Below are 20,247 nucleotides of genomic sequence, written 5' to 3'. Positions count from 1 at the left end.
TTTCGATGTGAGTACACGATCCTTCGTTTTATCTTAGAACATCGATTCATCATTGTATGTTTTTAACCGTTGTTATGTTTTCTAACAGACTTATACCGCATCTCTTCAGCAAAAAAATTCATGCTTCCACTCTCAAAAAGTCCTTATTAAGCCTTTTTCCATATTTCCACTTCTGTATTTTTAACATCAAGACAATGCACATAACGTGGCTTGAGAGTGTGATCGGGATTTCAAAAGACTTATTTCATTTTAATCTTCGCTATAAATTCTTACTCAATTACTTTCCACTAACCAGTCTTGCCACAGCATCTTATGGCCTAACCTCTCAATTTCTTCTTACTGCCACAATATGTCATCTTAATCACCGTCTCTACATGCGGCGTGTTGGGAAACATGTCAAACGGAATCACGGTTTTCACTTCATACAAATCCATCAATTCCTTCAAGTTTTTCCCCAGCGTCGCCGGGTTGCAGGAAATATACACAATCTGCTTCGGCTGACACTGCCGCAAACTTTCGATCATCGCGCCGTCCAGTCCCGTCCGCGGCGGATCGACGACAACTGCGTCAATTTTCGTCCGGCGGATCAGCTTCTTCATTTCCTTCGCCGCATCGCCGCATACAAACCGCACGTTCTCCGCCTGATTCAGCCGGGCGTTTTCCTTCGCGTTTTCCACCGCTTCGGGAACGAACTCGATTCCGATAATCGTTTTCGCCTTCTCTTTCAACATCAGTGAAATGCCGCCGACGCCGCTGTAAGCCTCGACTAACGTATCGCACGGTTCGATCAGCGACGCGGCCATCCGCATCATCTGCAATGCCTGCGGCCGGTTCAGCTGAAAGAAAGAAGCGCAGGAAAGCGACAGCCGCACATCGCCGAACTGCACCGGCAGCCGGTCTTCCCCAGCCAGCAGCGACCACCGATTGGAAAATAACTGGCGTGTCCGTTTATCCGGATTGATATTCTGCATGATGCAGGTCATCCCCGGAATCGCCTTGAGCTTTTCTATGAACTCCTTAGGCAGGGAATCCTCCCCACTCACCAGCACGCACTGGTACTGCCCGTCAAATCCCCGCAATACCAACGTGCGCAATCCTGTTCCCCTTTTTGGATCATAGGCCTTGAGCCGGAACTGATTGGCCAGCGCCAGAACCTGCTTGCGCAACGCTTCCAGATCCGGGTCATGAATGAGACAATGAGCGATCGGCATCACGCGGTTGCTTCCTTCTTCAAACAGACCGTTCACCAGTCTGCCCCGTTCTTCCCGGATCGGCAGCTTGCACTGATTGCGGTAGCCCAATCCTGACGGACTGGCGATGACCGGCTGCACCTTACCGCGGGGAAGGCCCGCATACTTGATCAGCGCTTCCTGCACCAGCTCCCGCTTTACCTGCAGCTGGGCTTCCGGTTTCAGAATCATGAATGGACATCCCGAACAGCGCCCCTGCACCGGACACTGCGGTTTTACCCGCTGCGGACTATCATTCAGTCTTTTGACAACCTGTCCTTTCGCATACCGCGGCTGCGAGTCGAGGAGAACAATCTCGGCCGCCTCCCCCGGCAGCAGCTGATCGACGAACACCGGCTTTCCTTCCAGATAAGCGATTCCCTCGCCGTTGATCCCGATCTTTTTCGCCGTCACCGTCACGGTGCGGTCTCGATGCTTCTCCATAATGATAGCCTCCCTCTATTTTAATAATGAAAACGGAAATATCTTTTCCAGAATTTTAACCGCTGTCACATAATGCTTCAGCGGCTGAACCATATCTTTTTCCACAAACACCTGATTAACGCAGAACCCCAGATAGATGATCGAGGCGATGATATAGACGCTCAGAAACAAAATCACCATCGACGACAACGGGCCGTAAATTGATTCGTAATGGGTGAAATGATTGATGACAAAAAAGAAAAACGTACCGAGCAGCGACATGCAGACCGTCGTAAACAAAGCTCCCGGGGCCACCGCGCGCCATTGGTAATTACGAAACGACAACAGCCGGTAAAAGATACAGAACCCCACGAACAACACGGCAATCTGCGTCAGCAATCCGGTAAATGGAAATTGCTGGAGAACGAAGACCATCAGCCCCAGACTGGCCAGCAGCACGACGAAGTCGATCAGCGATACGCCGCGCATGAACCACTGCGGCAGCGCCACTTCATCCAGATGAGCGGAAATCATCAGGAAGGAATAAATCGCCCGCGACGCCACCCACAAAGAAACGACGATAAAGAAGATCAGCGGAATCAGTTCCACCGGCGAATTGCCTAAGAAAAAATCAATGAACGGACTCAGCAGATCCTGCGGGATATACTGCTCCGCAAAATCAAGAATACTTGCCAGACCCTCGGGCGAACGACGGAAAAACACGACCAGCAGCGCTGTCAGCGGCGCAAGCGCCAATAACAGCGAATACGCCAGCGCGTAAACGAATGTCGTACCGTCATACGAAGTAAACATTTCATAAACCTGCAGGATCTTTTTCATCGCGTTCTCCTTTATCCGATCTTCCCTCTATTTTACCATCGCCGCCGTCAAACGAACAGCCATTTCCCTGAAAAGAAAGCCAGACTCCAAATGGGCCTGACTCCCTTTCGTATGCTTCTTGATTCCCCATGTCTCACAGGGCAAGTTTGCCTATTTCAACAGACTTAAATTGGTATCCGTACAGAAGTTATCCACACTGTAAAGAATCAGGATCCGGTCAGCCCCCATCTGCTGGGCCAGCTGCGACATCGGCATCCGGTAGTAACGCAGATCGGCCATCGTGATCTGACTGAAATGCGGCGCCAGATATGGCGTCAGCACATGCGCGTAGGAATCCTTGATCACGAGCAATTTCTCTGCGGATGCGCTCGAGGTTGTGATTTCAACTAAAGCGTGGTTGCCGTCAAGATAGGTCATGTACTTGTCTTTTTCATCCAACCGTTGATCGCTGAACAGCGAAGTCTGCGCTTCGCCGCTTTGATCATAAACGACCTGCACGTCGAAGGGAAAAGTATAGGTCCACGTCCAGATTGGATCGCCTGGATGCCAGAATGCACCGGAGCGGGAATACTGCGTCCCCTTGAACCCCTCGGCCGCTCGCTGATAGATGAAGTCTTCGCCGGGCTTCAGCGGTTCTTCATTCCAGGCCGTCATCAATGCTTCATAGCCCGCCCAGGCCCCCTGCGCCGTCCAGTGATGGTCGGTTTTAAAATACAAGGTTTCATCCGCATTCAGCTGTGTTTTCCTGGCTTGCAGCGCGGCGCGGACGTCGACAATTTGAACGCCCGTCAGCTGACTTTCCAGAACGTCGATCAACACGTCCTGATCGGTATTGTACGCTCCCGGCGGCAGATTCTCCTTTTCCATCAGGGCCGCGGTCGGCACCAGCATGACGCTGATTGGAATCTCCGACTGCGCGGCAAAGGCGTTGATCTTGGCGATGTTCTTCGCACTTTGCGTCCTGTCCACAACATCCACCTGACCGATCAGCCAGTCCTCGCGTCCGAAATAAACATTCTGATTTTCAATTTTGCCCAGTGCGCGCTCCCCTGCCGCTTTCACGCCGATCCACAGATCCCGGGCGATAAACTGATCTGTAAACCACTCCTCCAGATCCGTCGTGTAATCATCAAAGAAAAACCGTTTCCAGCTGAACTCGGGAAACTGCGCCAGCACCCGGTTTTCCGCGTCCGAGAAGGTCCGCTGGGGAGAAAACAGATTTAAAATTGTGAAACAGCCCAGAAAACCGCAGAAAATAACGATCATCGCTGTCCGTGTTCCTTTTTTCATTACTGCTTTCTCCTTTCTAAAACCGGAAATATAAGAACGGATTGTACGAAGCGTCGACCAGATACGCCGTGCAGAGAATTAATCCCGCCCCGATCAATAACGGCATCACGCCTTCCCAGCAACGCCCGCGGATCTTCGTTTCGTAAAGCTGATGACCCAGCGGCGTGCTGGCCAGAATCATGATGACCAAAAGCAAGCCGTAGTCCCGCAGATAGAACAACGTCCGGGCGTTGATCAGACTCACCGCCCCCCAGCCGAACATCATCTTCAGATAGGCTAACCCGGCATCCAGATCGGTAAAGGCAAACAGCACCCAGCCAAGCAGAATCAGCACCAGCGCGTAGCCATGCTGAAGCACTCCCGGCAGCCGTTCCAGAACCGGCTTGAGAAGAAATTTCTCCAGAATCAGGATCACGCCGAAGTAGATTCCCCAAAGCATGAAATTCCAGCTTGCGCCATGCCAGAAACCCGTCAGCAGCCAGACGATCATCAGGTTGCGGATCTGCTTTCCCCGGCCGTGCCGGCTGCCGCCTAAAGGGATATAAACATAATCGCGGAACCACGTGCTTAACGATATATGCCAGCGCCGCCAGAATTCTGTGATCGAACGGGAGATATATGGATAGTTGAAGTTTTCCAGAAATTCAAAGCCCAGCATTTTGCCCAGGCCGATCGCCATGTCGCTGTAACCGCTGAAATCAAAATAGATTTGAAAGGCGAACGCGATGATGCCCAACCAGGCCCCGGCCACACTCATCTCACTGGCCGGCAGTGCGGAGATCGTATCCCACAGCGCGCCGATGGAATTGGCGAGCAGCACTTTTTTGGCCAGACCAGCGACAAACCGCTGTACGCCCAAAGCAAATTGATCCGCCGTTTCCTGACGGTGATCCAGCTGTTCAGCGATATCCTTGTAGCGCACGATCGGCCCGGCGATTAACTGCGGAAACAGCGTCACGTAAGCGCCGAAGGAAACGACGCTCTTTTGGACCGGCGCCTGCCTGCGGTACACGTCGATCGGATAGGACATCGTCTGGAAGGTATAGAAGGAAATGCCCACCGGCAGGGATAAGTGCAGCGGACTGAGCGGCAAGCCCAGCGCCTGCAGATTGAGAATGAAAAAATCAGCATATTTGAAAAAGCCTAACAGACTTAAATTAAAGATGACCGAGAACCAGACAAACCGCTTCGCTTTTCTCCGGTCGTCACAATACTTATCCACCATCCTGCCGTTGTAATAGTCGACAAAGGTGGAGATCAGCATGATCACAATATAAACCGGTTCCGACCAACCATAGAAAATCAACGAGACGAGGAAAAGACAAAAATTCCTGGCATGCAGCGGCGCCAATTTAAGCACCGCCAGCACGACAGGAAGATAACCAAATAGAAATGGCAGACTGCTGAAAACCATGTTACTGCGCGGCCGCGTTCAGGCTGTCGGAAATCTCCTGCAGAATCGCGTCGGCCTGATCGGCGATGACGATCGCGATCACGTTGCCTTCCTCCAGCGTCTTGCGGTTTTTAACCAGCTCATACTGTTCCGGAAGATAGGTCGACCAGGTTTGTTCCACAGTTTCCATTCGTTTGTCCAGCGCTTTCCTGACTTCGTCCAGCTTGCCGTCCTGCGCCTCGACCAGAATGATTTCCGTCGCATGCACGTTCATCGCCGGCATGAAAATCGCGTAATCCTTGACCAGATCGCTCGACAAGCCATACATATCGACTAAGACCGTATCATCGACGTCCATCGACATCGGCAGCTGATATTCGTCGTTGCGGCGAATCGCTTCCATAATGCCTTTTAACCCTTCCGCGGTTTCCGGCGAAGCACTTGGCGTCATCGTCGGTTCAGCCGACGGCGTCGCGCTCGGCGTTGGCGACGGCTGCGGATTCTTTTTCGAACATCCCGTCAGCATCAAACAGCCGACGGCTACACAAGCTATGATTAATTTTTTCATTTTCAAATCCCTCCGTGGCATTAGCATGCCCCTTGTTGATCGCAGGTATACCCCGGATCGTATGAGAATTATATCAAAAGCCCGTTTAAAAAACTATCCCCTGTTTCTTTCGATTTCTTGACTTTTTCCTAACCCCTTTCGTTTCATTGCTTTTCATTTCTTCCCCTTCCCTTTTTTCACCAGCCCTCTTGCGATCAGACCGAAAAGCATCCCCATCCTGGCCTTCCCTTTTCCACAGCGATGAAATCTGACGCCGCAGGCTATTTTAGCGTGCTGAAAAATGATAAACTGAATACAGGGTGGGATGAAGATGAAAAAACGAATACAAAAAGCTGTCGGGAAAACGCTGCCGTTCCTTGCGTTATCCCTGTTTCTGGTCTTTCTGTTATCCTGGACCTTTGTGCCTTATACTCGCGAAAATGTTGCCAGGCATGATTTCACCGGCTATACCGCAGGAATCAAAAACAACGCCCTGCAGCAGGAATATCCCGACGATTTTTTACATCTTGTCTGGCAGCCCACGGATGAGGAAACCGCTGAGATTCTGACTTTCCTGCGCCAGCTCCGACCGGTGCAGACGGATGATTTCAATCAGAGCGCGGGCCTTTATGTCCCAACGAGTCTGGATCCGGAAGGCGTCATTCTCTTCAATGGTCAACAGCTCTACCGACTGTGCGAAGCCGGGAAAACATACAAGCATCAGCCGCTTTTGATCATCTATAAATTCTCGATCAAAGATCAGACGTTAAACTTCAAAGAATCAGTTTATTATGCCAGCAGTCAGGACGTCAGCGTTTTCATGGACAAGCTGGCTGATATCCGCGGTTCATCGGCGGATTATCCTTATTCACCCGCAACCCGGTTTCCTGTCGGCGGTTAGTTCCTTTAGCCAATCCGCCGGCATTCTGCTTCACTTTGTTTCTTTCGCGTCTGCTTCCGGGCGTTTTTTGATTTCCTTTTTAGGGCAAAAAGAAAAACAGCGACCGCTGTCCTCTTTTCATTCATTAATCAGTTAAGCCCCATTCCGGGATTTCGTTGCCGCGGCGAATCAGAATCGTTTTCTGGAAATCCGTCTGATTCAGAAACCGCAGGATCAGATCTTCTTCCGCTTTTGTGCAGCCGACCAACAGCTTTACCTCAATTTCCTTCTGCAGGATATCCGCAGCCACGACCGCGGTTTTAACCATGGAGGATTTTTCGCTGCCGCGGTACACTGCAATTCCCCCTTCGTTCGATTCGGCCGCCAGATCGACGTAATGACCGTAGTCCACCGGATAGATCAAATTCTTATATTCCGGATGCTGTTCTCCTTTTTTCCGACTTAAAACGAATTTACTGGAAAATACGAGAGTATCTATCTTCTGCCAAAAGAACGCATTGTTTTCATAATTGTCCATTGATAAATCTCCTATCTCTTTAGTATTATATCGAAAATGAAAAGACTTGTAAATCATTAATCATTCTTTACAAGTCAGTTTGAGGCTTTTTTACAGCCTTTTATGAAAATTATTTAATGGGTTTTCTTAATCAACATGGACATGACTGCGGGTAATCTCGGCAATCGTGCTGCATCCCGACATGATCATCGTTTCGCGCAGCTCGCTGCGGATCTTCTCCAACGTTAAGCGTACGCCCTCTTTATCACCGCCAACGGCGGCCAAGGCCAGCGGCCGGCCGATCAGCACGCCGTCTGCCCCCAGGGCCAGCGCTTTAAACACATCCAATCCCGTCCGGAAACCGCCGTCGACCAGAATCGTGATCTGACCCTTAACCGCAGCCGCAATTTCCGGCAGGACTTCAATCGTCGCTAACGCGTCGTCCAGCACCCGTCCGCCGTGATTGCTGACAACGATCGCATCCGCTCCGGCTTCGACACACTTGCGCGCCCCTTCCACAGTCAGCACGCCCTTGACGATCAGCGGAATGCCGCCCGCCATTTCCTTCATTTTCTTCAAGTCCGCCACGCTCTTGTTGACCACCGGCGTCGTTCCTTTGCGCAGCAGTACCAAACCGGCCGCGTCGACATCGGTCGCTAACGCGAAGACCTGATGTCCCTTGAACCGCTCGATCCGCGCCTGCACGCCTTCCTCGCACCACGGCTTGATCGTCGGGATGCCCATGCCGTCGTGATCCAGCACCGCCTGCAGCGGCTTGGCGAACAGATTGTCGATGTCGATGCCATCGCCCGTAAAGGCCAGCGTTCCCGCTTCCAGACACCCTTCGACCGTCGCTTTGTTGTATTCTTCCTCCGTCATCTCAGCGCCATAGTTATTCTTAATTCCGGCCACCGGAGCGCAATACACCGGCAGCGCCACGGTATGACCGAACAACGTTGACGTCGTGTCAATTTCTTTGTTTTCCACTAACACGTCCATCTGAATCCGTACGGATTTTAACTTTTCCACATTGCGGATAAACGTGCTTCCGCTGCCTTTCCCACCCAGGCCCGGGATTTCCCCCTTGCAGGCCAGGCCGTTGCACACCGGACAAACCCGGCACTTCGGCGATTTTTTCTTTGCTTCCTGAATGATTTCTTCTAAGGTCATTTCTGCCAACCCCTTTCCCTGTTCTTCATTATAAGAGTCCAGCGGGATGAAGACAAGCGATATTTGACAGAATTCGCGCCTGCAGCGGCAATGTCCTGTACCGCTTACAGAATACAGAGTCAAAAACAAAGGGAGCATAATGGCAATAACGCGGAACGATTCCTTCCGCCGCCTGCAAGCCAGACTCAGAGGCGGCGCTGGTTCTCCATCCGGATCACCGCCAGCGCTTCCGCTGCCGATTCCACGGTCCAGCGGGCCTGTTTGCGGATTTCACGTTCCGCCCCAGCCATACAGAAGCTGTAAGGAAAGGTCTGGAAACACGGCAGATCGTTGCGGTCATCACCGATCACCGCCACTTCTTCCCGCCGTAAGCCCAATTCCCCGCAAGCCTCCAGAATTCCCCGGGCTTTATCCACGCCCGCGCTGACCATCATCAAGGTGCGGGCACTGGTTTCAATGACGTTAAGCCCCCGGTTCACCGCCAACACCCGCAGTCGCACAGCCTGGGCCGCCAATGCATCAGGATACACCGCCAGAATCATGGCAAGCTTTGCATCAGGGCGCTGCGGATCCCATAAACGAACTCGACGATGATCCTGAATCCAGCCCCGTGGATTTGCGCAATATTCGCGAACCAGCGGCAACTGTTCATCGTAAACGAGCCAGTCGTTGTCCGGCGTGACCATGGCCACCCGATTTTCCCGTTGGTCACCCCCTGAAATTTTCCACAGCTGACTTTCATCCTGCTTTGGTAAAAGATGCAGCCGGCGGCTGTTTCCCACCTCGATTACCGCTCCATTCCAGCCAACGACAGCGGCCCATCTTCGTAAACTGTAATTTTGAATATACCCGGCCGAACGCGAGGTCGCAATCCCCGCCAAGCCGCCGGCATCCTGCCAGCGCTGTAAAGCAAGCTCATTTTCCTCACTGATCCCTGCGGTTTTCTGGCCCTGCTTCCGCAGCAGCGTCCCGTCCAGATCAAGCATGACGCATCGAATCATTCTGTATCCCTCCCTGACCATTCGTCTGCGTTCATTATTTCAAAGTTCCGGAAGGAAAGCCAGCCGGCAGCGTCAGCTTACAGACGCGCTTGCTGAATCAGCTGACAGGCCAGATCGTGCTTTTGCAATCTGACCAATGCCTGAAACCGCAGCTGCACCAGTTTTTTCTGCAGCACTCCGGCCAGCGGATCAGGCTGTAAGCTGAGCTCCACAAGCTGCTTTGCGTCCTCATTGATCAACGCCATGAGCCAGCGCAGCGTAGCGTCTGATTGATGCTTGCGCTCAACTTCTTCCTTCATCCGTCTTAAAAAGAACAGACACGCTTCCTGTTGATGACAAAGCCAGGCGGCCACCGCGCCGGCAATCAATAACGGCGGCCGATGAATCACCGCCGCACAAGCCTGGGCATGCGCCAGCGCTGCTTCCGGCTGATCCAGAAGCAAAGCTGCCAGGGCGAGGCGTTCCTCAGCCATCAGCTGAACTTCCGGGCATTGAAATCGCTCGGCTTCCTGACGAACCCGCAGCGCCAACGTCTGCGCAGTCTCCGGTTCATCATTTAAAAACAGATCGGCCTGATGAATTCGGGTATGGATTGCCCGGACAAAATAGCCATTGCGCGAAAACTGATCCAGCGCCCGCTGATTCATCAACAGCGCGCTTTGCGGCCGCTGCAGACGCATCAGACAGTCGGCTTCATGGTAGCGGATCAACGCCTGCGCGCCTTCATCCTGCCCCAGAGCTTCAGCGCGGATCAACCACGACTGCGCGGCTTCCACCTCATCCAGGGCTTTATGATGAATGCCGCGGTAAAGCCGATACCATTGTTGATCCTGAAGCGTCAGAGCTGAACCGGCCTTTTCCAGCACCTCCCGCAAGGCAAAGACTTCCTCAGTCCGGTTTTCACCCCGGCTGATCCGGACGATCCATTCCGCCAACAGCAGCTGGGCATAATGACAGCTGGCTGATAAAGTATCGCGCTTCCTGCATAAATCTTCAAAGACCACGTCGCGCCGGTCCATTCGGTAATCCAGAATCGCCTGATAAAGCGGCGCCAGACTGAAATCCGGAAGCCAGACCAATGCCGGATCATAGGGCAGTGCCAATTCACTGAACAACTTGCGCAGCGTGTACTCTGCCGGCCGCTGCACGCCGTTTTCCACATCGCTTAAATACATGGCCGAAATTCCTGTCCGCTCAGCGAGGGAACGCAGCGACAGATTCTGGTCAAGCCGGTTTTGTCTGAGCATAAAGCCCAGCGCTTGTTTTGGATAATCCATTTATTTTTCACCTTTCTCTAAAATTCCTGCGGCAACAGATCCGGCGGTCAATGAAAAAAGTCTGTCCCCAGGCTCAGACAGACTAATCGAGAATTTTAGCAACTGGAATCTGACATGCCTCGGCCAGCTTTAGCGGCTCATAGATCTGCATCAGATTCATCGTATTCGCAACGATCAGCGCACAGCCGCGGGCGTCGCTGCCGGCGTCGTGGTGATCAAGCTGAATTCCCATATAATCGCAGACGTCGTTGAGCCGGTGATGTTTCAGATAGGGATAAACCTTACGGCTTAACTTCACCGTACAGAAATACGGTGCATCCGGCAGCTCCAGCCGGTACAGCGAACAGCAGCTGGCCAGCACCTTCATATCAAAACCGGCATTATGCGCGCACAACACGCCGCCGTCCAGCCACGGTTTCAGCTGCTCATAAACCTTAGGAAAAAAGGGAGCGTCCGCCACCTGATCAGGTGTGATGCCATGAATCTCAATAAATGAAGGATAGAACTCGTCGTAGTAAGGATGCGGCCGGATCAGCCAGCTCCCGCTGAACACCATCTCCCCCTCATCGAACACCGTCAGTCCCACAGCGCAGGCGCTCATCGACGAGGGATTCGCGGTTTCGAAGTCAATCGCTGCCCACTTCATTATTCGCGAACGTGATCCAGAGCTTTCTGGAATATTTCTTCTATGTGATCGTCATCCAGCGAGTAGTACACCACTTTGCCATCCTTGCGGCTGCGGACCAACCGCGTTTTCTTCAGCGAAGCCAGCTGATGCGACACTGCGGAATGCGTCATCTTGAGCAGCACCGCCAGATCGCCCACGCACATTTCCCGTTCAAACAAGGCTTTCAGTACTTTTAAACGGGTCGGATCGGCAAACATTTTGAACAATAAAGCCAGATCCTCAAATTCACTTTCGCTGAGCATTTTTTTCTCCACTTCCGCGACGATTTCGGGATGGACGATTTTTTCCTGCAGTTCTTCCTTCTCCATGCGCTTCACCACCATTGGAATTATTATATCACATTCCGCTTACTTACGGGTAACTCAGGCGGTTTCCGCTTCCGGATCAGCCTGAAAAGAAAAGTTCAGCGCCCTCCCGCTCTTCTGTTTCCCCCTCTTTAATCCTTTGCAATTTCAAAAATCTTTTAGCATTTCAAGCCGTTTTAAACGTTCTAAATTGTCTGGACAAAAAAGACCGCTTTCTTCGATCATCCGCTTAACGGCGCTGATGACTTTCGAAAAAACGGTCTTTCTCTCTGTGGTTTACGGCGAAGTCCAATCTTTATTCCAGAGGTTCAATCGTCCCGTGAAACAGAGTTTTCCCCACGTTGCTAAAAGAGAGACGTTTATCTTTTAGCCGGTACAATTTCGATCCAGTAGCCATCCGGATCTTCAATAAAATAAATTCCCATGCCTGGATTTTCAAAGCAAATCACGCCCATTTCCTGATGTTCACGATGGGCTTCTTCAAAGTGATCCGTTGTGAAGGCGAGGTGGAACTCCCCTTCTCCCAAATCATATTTTTCTTTTCTGTCTTTCAATTCCGTCAATTCCAACTGAAAATGCCCCAGGTCATCCTCCAGATAGATCAGCTGGAAGCTGCCGTCCGCCGCCGTATGCCGGCGCGCGATGTGCAGGCCGAGCGCCTTTTCGTAAAATTCCAGCGAGCGCTGCATGTTCAGCACGTTGAAGTTAAAATGATTAAACGTAAATTTCATATTTTCTGCCGGGAACTGACAGCAGAGCGCCGGCGCCGCGCCGGCTTCAGCTGCCGTTCTTTTCCTTTCGCATAGATTTTAAAATACGGTACGATCTTATTGCGGTTAAAGCATTCGATCGTTTCCGTCTGGCCGTCGGTCAGCTGCAGCCACAGCTGATCTTCGTTGTTATGTTTCTGATATTGCCAAAGCAGAATTTCTTCCCAATAAATCAACATACATTCATCACGATTTTTCCGATTGTAAAGAACCAGAAACTCATCGGTAAACTGCATTAAAATCCGGTCCGGCATCACGATCAGGGCATACGAAGAAATCGCAAGCAGGACGACACCCACAATCGCGATGGAAGATCCGGAAATGATGAAAACTCCGGAAACCAGCATCAACGCCAACAGGGATCCGATCGGTTTGACCTTGACTTCGTTGAGCACCTGCATCTCTTGCGGCAGATTGCGAATTTTCAGCACCTTTGATTTCACAGAAGAGCTTCCTTTCTTTTTCCAACATCCTTATTATACCGTGAATTTTTAACTCTGCGCGATTTTCACATCACATCACAAAATGTCGTCGGTCGCCTGCAGCGCCAGATTATGAATATTGTTCCGGGCAGTCAGGATTTTAGTGTTGGAACGGGACGGATGAACACGGTTGGTCAGCGTCACGACGCCGATGCCCAATTTGAAATCGACGATGATCGAGGGCCCGGAGAATCCGGTGTGATACAGACAGGCATCGCTGGCGTAATCGCCCAACGCATAATTCGGATCGGAGAGCACCCAGCCGATTGAGCGTTTTTCGTTCAATCCCACGGTCTGGCATTTCTGAAGCAATTCTATCGTGCGTTTGCTGAAAAACCGCTTTCCCTTGTAAACGCCGTCGTTGAGCAGCATAGTGATATAATGCGAAATATCTTCCAGCGTCGAGAACACGCCCGCATGGCCGCTGACGCCGCCCAGCTTGAACGCCTTGCCGTCATGCACGACGCCCCGCACTACGCCGCCGCGGCTTTCCATCACTTCTTCCGCACAGCAGCGCGAACGCAGGGAAGCGTCCGGCCGGTAACCCGTTTCGCTCATTTCCAGCGGATCAAACATGACCTGCTTCGCATAGCCGTCCAGACTGCCCTTCAGCTTGGCGATGACTAAGCCCAGCAGAATGAAGTTGACGTCGGAATATTTCACCTGCGTTCCGGTTGGATATTCCAGTTCCATCTTCCACACCGCTTCGATCATTTCCGCATCGTCCTTCATCTGCTTATAGCCGTTGATATCTGCCGGCAAGCCTGAACTATGGGTAATGCAGTCCTTGATCGTCAGCTCTTTCTGGCCGAACTGCGGCAGGATGTCTGCAATCTTGGTTTTCAAAGTGATCGTGCCTTCCTCAATCAGCTTGAGAATGCAGGTCGTCGTGACGAGCACCTTGGATATCGACGCCAGATCGTAGATCGTGTCCAGACCATTCGCTTCTTTTTCCGGGACTAATTGTTTATAACCGACGCTGCATGTCCACTTGTCATCCTTCGTGATCACGGCGCAGTTGCAGCCCGGGAAGATGCCCTCTTCCACGCACTGTTGTAAATATTGTTTTAACGCTTCCAGTTTTTTTTCATTCACCATGGTTTACTCTCCTCTTTCGTCCTCATTATAGCCTACTTGCGCTGAAAATTCATCCCCTATTTCCGGGCTGAGCGACGCGCTCAGATTCAGCCGGACAAGCAGTTCGCCGATCAAGGCATCCATACCCTGACCGGTAAGACAGCTCAACAGAATGCCGTCTTGCCGTTCCCATTGCGGGATTTGATCCGCCTTGTTGTAAACTGTAAGCCGTTCGATAGACAGGGCATGCAGACGGCGCAGCGTCTGCGTGACAATTTCATGCTGAATCTCCCATTGCGGATCGGAAGCGTCGATCACTTCGATTAAGAGATCCGCTTCCTGAATTTCCTGCAGCGTGGATTCAAAAGCATCAAGCAGAAAATCCGGCAGATCGCGGACAAAACCGACGGTATCACTGAGCAAAATCTCTGCCCGGCCTGCCAGCTTAATCCTTCGGGTCGCGGAATCCAGCGTCGCAAACAGCTGATCGACGGCTGCGACCTGCTTTGCCGGCGCCACAGACCGCACGGACAACAGCGCATTCATCAGCGAAGATTTCCCGGCGTTGGAATAACCGATCAAACACACCCGCGGCAAGCCGCTCAAACGGCGCCGACGGCTCTGGACAGCTTGCTGAAGCTTCAGCTGCTCCAGTTCCACGCGGATATCCCGAATTTGTTTTTCAATCGTCCGGCGTGAGCGTTCCAGCCGGGTTTCGCCAGCCCCGCGGTTGCGGACGCCCCCGCCCTGCTGCTGATCGGCATGGATCTGACCTTCGATCAGGCGCGGCAGCTGATAGGCCAGCCGCGCTGCCTCCACCTGCAGATGAGCCTGGCGCGTGCGGGCACGCCGTGCAAAGATTTCCAGGATCAGCGCGCTGCGATCCATGACCGGCAAGCCGATTTCCTGTTCCAGATTCCGCGTCTGAATCCCTGTCAGTTCGTTGACAAACACTGCGCCCTCCGCGCTCTGCGCTTCGCAGCTTTGCTTCAGTTCCGCCGCTTTTCCCGAACCGATCAAGGTCCGCGGATGTCCTTTCAGCGCTTTCTGCGTCAGCCGCGCTTTGACCTCAATCCCGCAAGCCTCACAAAGCAGCGCCGCTTCATCCAGTTTCTGCGCCCAGCTTTGATCCGTTTCCCGAGTTCTCAATCCTGCCAATACCGCTGATTTCATGTACTCCCGCCCTTCGTTTTGAATTGATAAGTCGTGCTTTTGACAGCCCTGCCCTTCCTGTTAAAATATCAAAGCCGATGCCGTTAAAATAAGAAATATGGGCCAGTAGCTCCCATATTTTCTTTTTGCAGCTGACTTTTTCTTGTCTGAATTCACCGCGCTGCGGCTTCGTTGATCAGCCCAGGATCGGCGTAATCGTCGAATTGATAATTTCTTTTAACGTTTCGCAGCTGGCGTCGAATTTGCCCTGATCAACTTCGTTCAGTTTCAGCTTGATGATCGTTTCCACGCCGGCACGCGTGATGATCGCCGGCACGCCGATATACAGTCCTTCCTGGCCATATTCCTGATTCTGATAACAGGAAACGGTCAGAATGACGTGCTCGTCATCCAGAATTGCCCGGACTAACCGGTTCAAAGACAGGCCGATGCCGTAATAGGTGGATTTCTTACGATTGATGATCTCGTAGGCAGCCTGCTGAACCTGATGATAGATCTCGTTGAGATCCTGCAGGTCGCGATGATTTTCATCGAGCATTTCCAGCAGATTTTTGCATCCGATGTAGGCGTGCGTCCATGGCACAAAACTGGAATCCCCATGCTCGCCCATGATATAGGCGTGGATGTTGCTTGTCGATATGCCCAGATATTCGCTCATTAAATAGCGCAGCCGGGCCGTGTCCAGAATGGTTCCAGAGCCGATGACGCGGTTTTTCGGCAGGCCGGAAACCTGCTGAGCGACATAGGTCATCAGATCGACCGGGTTGGACGCGATTAACAGAATTCCGTTGAAGCCGGAAGCCATGATGTTTTCTGTAATGCTTTTCATGATTTTCGTGTTGACCGCCGTCATATCCAGACGGGTCTGGCCAGGCCTCTGGGCTGTTCCGGCCGTGATGACGACCATTTCCGCATCCGCGCACTCTTCATAGCCGCCGGCTTTGATGACCAGCTTATTGCGGGCATAAGGTAAGCCGTGCTGCAAATCCATGGTTTCTCCAATCGCTTTTTCCTCATCGACGTCCACCAGGACAAGTTCATCAATTCCGCCTGTTGTTAGAAATGAATAAGCCATGCTCATTCCGACGAAGCCTGTGCCGACCAAGACGATTTTTCTGTCCTTCATAAGAATTCCGCTCCTTTTCCAGGGTCTTCTGCCCTTCTCTATCTTTATTGTAACAGGATTGCCGAAAATAGGGAGGACTATGCGCTGAAAATACAAAAGAATGGTTAGAAACCCGATTTTCTTCACGATTTCCAACAGCTCACGGCAATCAGAAGCGCCGGCTGTCGGAAAATCCAGATCTTTGGCATGGGACATCTCAGTTCGCGAACACCCCTGATCAAGGCCATGACGTCAAAGCAGGATCGAGAAAAGAAAGACCGCGGCGATGATCAGAAGCGGTCTTGGTTTGGCGTAAAATGAAAAAGGCAGAAGCAGTTTGATTCTTGCCTTTGCCTTAAACCTGTTAAACCGATTGTGAAACCCCTGCGATTGCTTTTACTTTCGGCGTCCCGCTCCGCCTCCGCGGCTGGCTCCGCCGCCTCCGCGATTCATGCCCCCGCCGAAAGAGCGGCCAGCGCCGGAAGACCGGGAAGCAGATCCCCCGCCGAAGGAACTGCGGGTTGAGGAATGGGAACGATACGTCGGACGCGGTTCGCGCGGACGGCGTTCCGGTCCCCAAGGATCCATCGGGCGCGGGCGCGGACCATAGTAACGCCGCGGACGCGGACGGAACACCGGACCGCCATAGTAATGACGGCGGCGCGGCGTAAATACGGACAAAACCACAATGACGATAACAAAAACGAAAATCATAAAAAAGATCGACGGAATCATGGCAAACAAGCTGAACGCGGATTGCGCAGAATGCGGCGCGCTCCCGCCTCCGCCCTGGGATTGTGAAGGATCCAATACCGGTGTTCCCGCTGTTTTTTCCAACCGCTGCGCCAGCGCCTGCACGGTTTTCAAAGCACCGCTGCTGTAATTGCCGGCCGCAAATTCCGGCTCCAGCGTGGAATCCAGAATTGTCTGAATGTCTGAAGTCGGCAATGTTTTCTCAAGCCCCTTGCCTTGCAGGCAGTAATAATCTTCTTCCCCAATCGCCAAAACCAGCAGCACACCGTTGTTATCGTCAGCACTGCCGATTTTCCAGCCATTAAACAGGTCATACGCTACATCGTCGATCGCCTCGCCATCCAGAAAATCAAACGTTGCGACAACGATCTGCGATCCATTTCGGGCTTCGAGGTTTTTATTCATGGTGCGGATTGCCTCCGCATCCTGACTGTTGATCACATTGGCATAGTCAGCAACATAGAAGTTTTCCAACGGCTGCGGTACAGTAAAGGCGCTGACGGTCCAGACGCTCACCGCGATCATTGCCAGAAAGGCGATCAGTCCCTGTGCGAGCTTTTTCATACACTATCCTCCAATTTGATAAATATCCAGAGAGCTGGCCGTCAATTTCTGTAAGAGCGACGGAAACCAGCCGGATGTATTCTGTTGCATGGCCGCCGCTTTTTCATGATAAGGATCTCGTTCAATCCGATCCTGACTGGCCAGATAATCCGCCATAAATCCAATGACGTACTGCTCATCCTTCTCCGTAAGCGGCGCTTGTAAAAGCGCGCGGGTCAGCGCCGTAAACGCCGTGTCGAGTTTTTTCTCCCACCGCTGACACTCGCTCATCGACCCGGTCTGATCCAACCCGTCGGCAGCGCTTTCCACGGCGCTGATCAGGGAAGCCTTGATTGCGGAATCATATCGGCGGGCTACCGTGACGCAATTTTGCGCGGTCTTCTGTTTTTCCTTAACGTCCTGGGCAATAGATTGTCCGTCACGATCAATCCCTTCCGTATAGATGACGTCCAGCTGCTTCTGCATGGAGCAAAACGTCAGCCGTGCTTTCCCCCAGGCGCTGCCGATCACCAGCAGAATTGCCAGAAGCAGCGCGGTTTTCTGATTCATTTTCATCGTCTGCCCTCCTTCGCGCCCGGAGATACAAGTCCCTGTTTAACCAACAGCGTTTCCAGAACGTCGCTGTCAGCCTGAATTTCCATCGACTGATGCTCATGTAGATCATCCCATTGTTTAACAAAGGCTTCTGCACAGAGCTTTACCGTTTTTTTAATATTCTCGCGGGAATGCTGGATGTTCTGCGTCTGCAGCGGATCTGCTTCCAGTTCGTCATAGTTCAGAAGCAGTTTCGTCAGCATGGGCAGATAATAATCTACAAGCCGCCGGGCCTGATCATTAAATCGCTGCTGCTGTTCCATTTCGTCTACAATCTGACGGCAGACAGAATCAATTTTATGCAGATCCTGCGTCATTGCCGGATCGTCGATCTTCGCGGATGCCTGCTGCAGACCGGTTAGCGCTGCCCGCGCGGCTTCCAGCTGCTGAAGCTGCTGCTGTTCTAACGGCGTCAACGGAATTGCCACCTCAATTTCCTGATCCGGAATTCGTTTTCGGGCGATAAAATAGGCGCCGCCGCCAGCTACCAGCGCGATCAGATAATGCCATAGCTGGATCATCGGCAGAATCAGACAGACGATCACCCACCCCAAAGCTCCGATCAAGATCGGCCAGGGCGATGGTTTCCGGATTATTTTTGTTCTTCCAGTCATCTTATACCTCCCATAGGATTTCCCTCATTTGCTTTATGCTTTCTGAATGAAACGGGCATGCGGCAGACTGAAAATACAGCCCGTTTGTTTATTCTATTCCTGAACCGAAGCCTCCATCCATTTCAAGTCCGGCTTAAAAAGAGAAGGAATCCCTTCTGGCTCACATCTGGCTTCTATTGTATCGTATTCCGACCTGTTTTTCCACAGAAAGCAGAAGGACATCTGAAAACAAAGCTTTTTTGTACGTCCGCCAAACAAAAAATCCCTGTTGCCAGGGATGAATGCAACTTTATTTCTGATCGGCAGCGAAACGGACGCCGGCTTCTAAGCGAGCTTTGTGAACCAGTTCCATAACCTGACAGGAATATTCCAGCATTCGATAACAGCCGTCATAATCCTCGTTTTCCATCATCTGTTTGAAATTCTTCACTTCAAAGTAATGGCCGCCGTGACCTTCGTTCAAGTCAATAATTTCCGGTTCCTTCGCCCCTTTCAGCCAGACTTCCGCTTTGGCGCAAATGGAAGAGGCGCTGTGAACGACGATATATCCATTGTCGCCCTGCAGCTGGCAGATATTTTCGCTGGCAGAATCCTTGCAGCCAATGCCGCAGGCAAGGAAGCCGTCATAGTCAAAGACGAGAATGCCTGAGGTATCAATACCGTTGGCCGCAATATTCGGAACATAGCGCAGCGCTTTCGGAGCGCCGAACAAGCCGATAATGAAGTGGGCGTTGTAAATATTGATATCCATCAGCGCCCCGCCGGAGAACTGCGGATTGAAAACATTCGGATTTTCATTATTCTTGAATTTGTCATATTTGCTTGAATACTGCGAAAAATTGCACTGAACCATCTTCAGCGATCCTAAATCACCGATGCGTTCCTTAATCTTCTGATAATTCGGATTATAGGGAACCGTAATGGCCTCAAATAAGAAGCGATGATGTTTCTTCGCCGTGTCGATCAAGGTCCGGCATTCTTCAATCGTAGAAACAAACGGTTTCTCCAAAATTACGTTTTTCCCTGCTTCCAGAGCACGCATTGCCTGCGGATAATGCAGACTGTTGGGTGAAGCAATATAGATACAGTCAAGTTCTTCATCATGAAGCATCGCATCCAGATCCGTATAGACCTTCGGCATGTTGTATTTGTCAGCTAAACGTCTTCCTGTTTCTTCTTTGCGGGAGTAAACCGCAGTGCATTCCAAACCATTGTCCTGAAATGCGGTATTTAACCACTCCGTTATCATTCCTGTGCCAATCGTTCCCATTTTCATACGTTATCACCTCTGTTCCTATTGTAACAGAACAGGCTGGCTTTGTCTTGTTCAAGCAGAATAAAAGAACACAGAATTTTTTTATTTTATGAATCCTTGATTCAATATGCATAGAAATCCATTCCAGCGCTTCCGGATTTCCTCAACGAAACAAACTGCTTCCTTCCCCCCTTCCGGATCAATCCAGCGAGAAACAAAAAAAGGCTCCCTGAGAAAGGGAACCAGAGAACCTGGCAACGAGCTACGTTCACTATGGCAGGCATAGCTATTCTCGCCGCG

The 20,247-nt window shown here is 51.6% G+C and carries 22 protein-coding genes; 1 reads left to right on the top strand and 21 read right to left on the bottom strand.

Annotation, left to right across the window (positions count from 1 at the left end; translation table 11 throughout):
- Window positions 1–317 precede the first annotated feature (317 nt).
- From rlmD to I2G61_RS11085, 5 genes are all read right to left on the bottom strand, one after another.
- Window positions 318–1,673, bottom strand: a complete 1,356-nt coding sequence (gene rlmD / locus I2G61_RS11105) for a 23S rRNA (uracil(1939)-C(5))-methyltransferase RlmD (RefSeq protein WP_195548275.1) — start codon at window positions 1,671–1,673, stop codon at window positions 318–320.
- A 15-nt stretch (window positions 1,674–1,688) separates the two neighbouring features.
- Window positions 1,689–2,492 carry a YihY/virulence factor BrkB family protein gene (locus tag I2G61_RS11100; RefSeq protein ID WP_195548274.1) on the bottom strand — a complete coding sequence of 268 codons (804 nt, stop codon included), beginning with the start codon at window positions 2,490–2,492 and terminating at the stop codon, window positions 1,689–1,691.
- 150 nt (window positions 2,493–2,642) lie between these two features.
- Entirely contained in the window at window positions 2,643–3,782 is a 1,140-nt protein-coding gene (locus I2G61_RS11095) for a DHHW family protein (protein ID WP_195548273.1), read from the bottom strand.
- Between the two features lie 16 nt (window positions 3,783–3,798).
- On the bottom strand, window positions 3,799–5,196 hold the full coding sequence (locus tag I2G61_RS11090; RefSeq protein WP_195548272.1) for an MBOAT family protein: 1,398 nt from the start codon (window positions 5,194–5,196) through the stop codon (window positions 3,799–3,801).
- A 1-nt stretch (window position 5,197) separates the two neighbouring features.
- Complete coding sequence (locus I2G61_RS11085) at window positions 5,198–5,743, bottom strand: DUF4358 domain-containing protein (RefSeq protein WP_072684588.1); 546 nt, start codon at window positions 5,741–5,743, stop codon at window positions 5,198–5,200.
- Window positions 5,744–6,053: 310 nt separating this feature from the next.
- Between I2G61_RS11085 and I2G61_RS11080 the strand changes: the two genes are divergently transcribed.
- A complete protein-coding gene (locus tag I2G61_RS11080) occupies window positions 6,054–6,623 on the top strand; it encodes a hypothetical protein (RefSeq protein WP_195548271.1) in 570 nt (189 codons plus the stop codon).
- 124 nt (window positions 6,624–6,747) lie between these two features.
- On the opposite strand, the gene I2G61_RS11075 is transcribed toward I2G61_RS11080, so the two are convergent.
- The 16 genes from I2G61_RS11075 to I2G61_RS16505 form a co-directional block, all read right to left on the bottom strand.
- Window positions 6,748–7,140 carry an Inorganic pyrophosphatase gene (locus I2G61_RS11075; RefSeq protein ID WP_072684586.1) on the bottom strand — a complete coding sequence of 131 codons (393 nt, stop codon included), beginning with the start codon at window positions 7,138–7,140 and terminating at the stop codon, window positions 6,748–6,750.
- Window positions 7,141–7,266: 126 nt separating this feature from the next.
- Complete coding sequence (locus I2G61_RS11070; protein ID WP_195548270.1) at window positions 7,267–8,289, bottom strand: alpha-hydroxy-acid oxidizing protein; 1,023 nt, start codon at window positions 8,287–8,289, stop codon at window positions 7,267–7,269.
- Between the two features lie 185 nt (window positions 8,290–8,474).
- A complete protein-coding gene (locus tag I2G61_RS11065; RefSeq protein WP_195548269.1) occupies window positions 8,475–9,290 on the bottom strand; it encodes an HAD hydrolase family protein in 816 nt (271 codons plus the stop codon).
- Window positions 9,291–9,367: 77 nt separating this feature from the next.
- A complete protein-coding gene (locus tag I2G61_RS11060) occupies window positions 9,368–10,567 on the bottom strand; it encodes a helix-turn-helix domain-containing protein (protein ID WP_195548268.1) in 1,200 nt (399 codons plus the stop codon).
- Window positions 10,568–10,649: 82 nt separating this feature from the next.
- The gene (locus tag I2G61_RS11055) at window positions 10,650–11,213 is read right to left on the bottom strand and encodes a 3'-5' exonuclease (RefSeq protein ID WP_072684582.1); all 564 of its coding nucleotides are present in this window, start codon (window positions 11,211–11,213) and stop codon (window positions 10,650–10,652) included.
- Window positions 11,213–11,563 (bottom strand): helix-turn-helix transcriptional regulator, encoded by a 351-nt coding sequence (locus tag I2G61_RS11050; protein WP_039865401.1) that lies wholly within the window; start codon window positions 11,561–11,563, stop codon window positions 11,213–11,215. Before I2G61_RS11050 ends, I2G61_RS11055 begins: the two co-directional genes overlap by 1 nt.
- Before the next feature lie 356 nt (window positions 11,564–11,919).
- Window positions 11,920–12,291 (bottom strand): VOC family protein, encoded by a 372-nt coding sequence (locus tag I2G61_RS11045; RefSeq protein ID WP_072684580.1) that lies wholly within the window; start codon window positions 12,289–12,291, stop codon window positions 11,920–11,922.
- Complete coding sequence (locus tag I2G61_RS11040) at window positions 12,288–12,773, bottom strand: hypothetical protein (RefSeq protein WP_072684579.1); 486 nt, start codon at window positions 12,771–12,773, stop codon at window positions 12,288–12,290. The genes I2G61_RS11045 and I2G61_RS11040 overlap by 4 nt, the downstream gene beginning before the upstream one ends.
- A gap of 75 nt (window positions 12,774–12,848) precedes the next feature.
- Entirely contained in the window at window positions 12,849–13,910 is a 1,062-nt protein-coding gene (locus tag I2G61_RS11035) for a serine hydrolase (RefSeq protein ID WP_072684578.1), read from the bottom strand.
- A gap of 3 nt (window positions 13,911–13,913) precedes the next feature.
- A complete protein-coding gene (hflX, locus tag I2G61_RS11030; protein ID WP_072684577.1) occupies window positions 13,914–15,062 on the bottom strand; it encodes a GTPase HflX in 1,149 nt (382 codons plus the stop codon).
- Window positions 15,063–15,237: 175 nt separating this feature from the next.
- Window positions 15,238–16,188, bottom strand: a complete 951-nt coding sequence (locus I2G61_RS11025) for an L-lactate dehydrogenase (protein WP_072684576.1) — start codon at window positions 16,186–16,188, stop codon at window positions 15,238–15,240.
- Between the two features lie 375 nt (window positions 16,189–16,563).
- Window positions 16,564–17,484 (bottom strand): YgcG family protein, encoded by a 921-nt coding sequence (locus I2G61_RS11020; RefSeq protein ID WP_195397354.1) that lies wholly within the window; start codon window positions 17,482–17,484, stop codon window positions 16,564–16,566.
- Window positions 17,485–17,487: 3 nt separating this feature from the next.
- On the bottom strand, window positions 17,488–18,039 hold the full coding sequence (locus I2G61_RS11015) for a hypothetical protein (protein ID WP_195397353.1): 552 nt from the start codon (window positions 18,037–18,039) through the stop codon (window positions 17,488–17,490).
- On the bottom strand, window positions 18,036–18,692 hold the full coding sequence (locus tag I2G61_RS11010) for a 5-bromo-4-chloroindolyl phosphate hydrolysis family protein (protein WP_195397352.1): 657 nt from the start codon (window positions 18,690–18,692) through the stop codon (window positions 18,036–18,038). Before I2G61_RS11010 ends, I2G61_RS11015 begins: the two co-directional genes overlap by 4 nt.
- 289 nt (window positions 18,693–18,981) lie before the next feature.
- Complete coding sequence (locus tag I2G61_RS11005; RefSeq protein WP_072682789.1) at window positions 18,982–19,968, bottom strand: Gfo/Idh/MocA family protein; 987 nt, start codon at window positions 19,966–19,968, stop codon at window positions 18,982–18,984.
- 81 nt (window positions 19,969–20,049) lie between these two features.
- A partial coding sequence (locus tag I2G61_RS16505) for a hypothetical protein (protein ID WP_229100746.1) occupies window positions 20,050–20,247 on the bottom strand: 198 nt, incomplete at its 5' end.

This window comes from Holdemania sp. 1001095H_141210_F2 (assembly GCF_015558105.1).
Taxonomy (GTDB): domain Bacteria; phylum Bacillota_I; class Bacilli_A; order Erysipelotrichales; family Erysipelotrichaceae; genus Holdemania.
The sequence above is the reverse complement of the archived record's forward strand: the minus strand, read 5'-3'. Positions and strand labels throughout refer to the sequence as shown.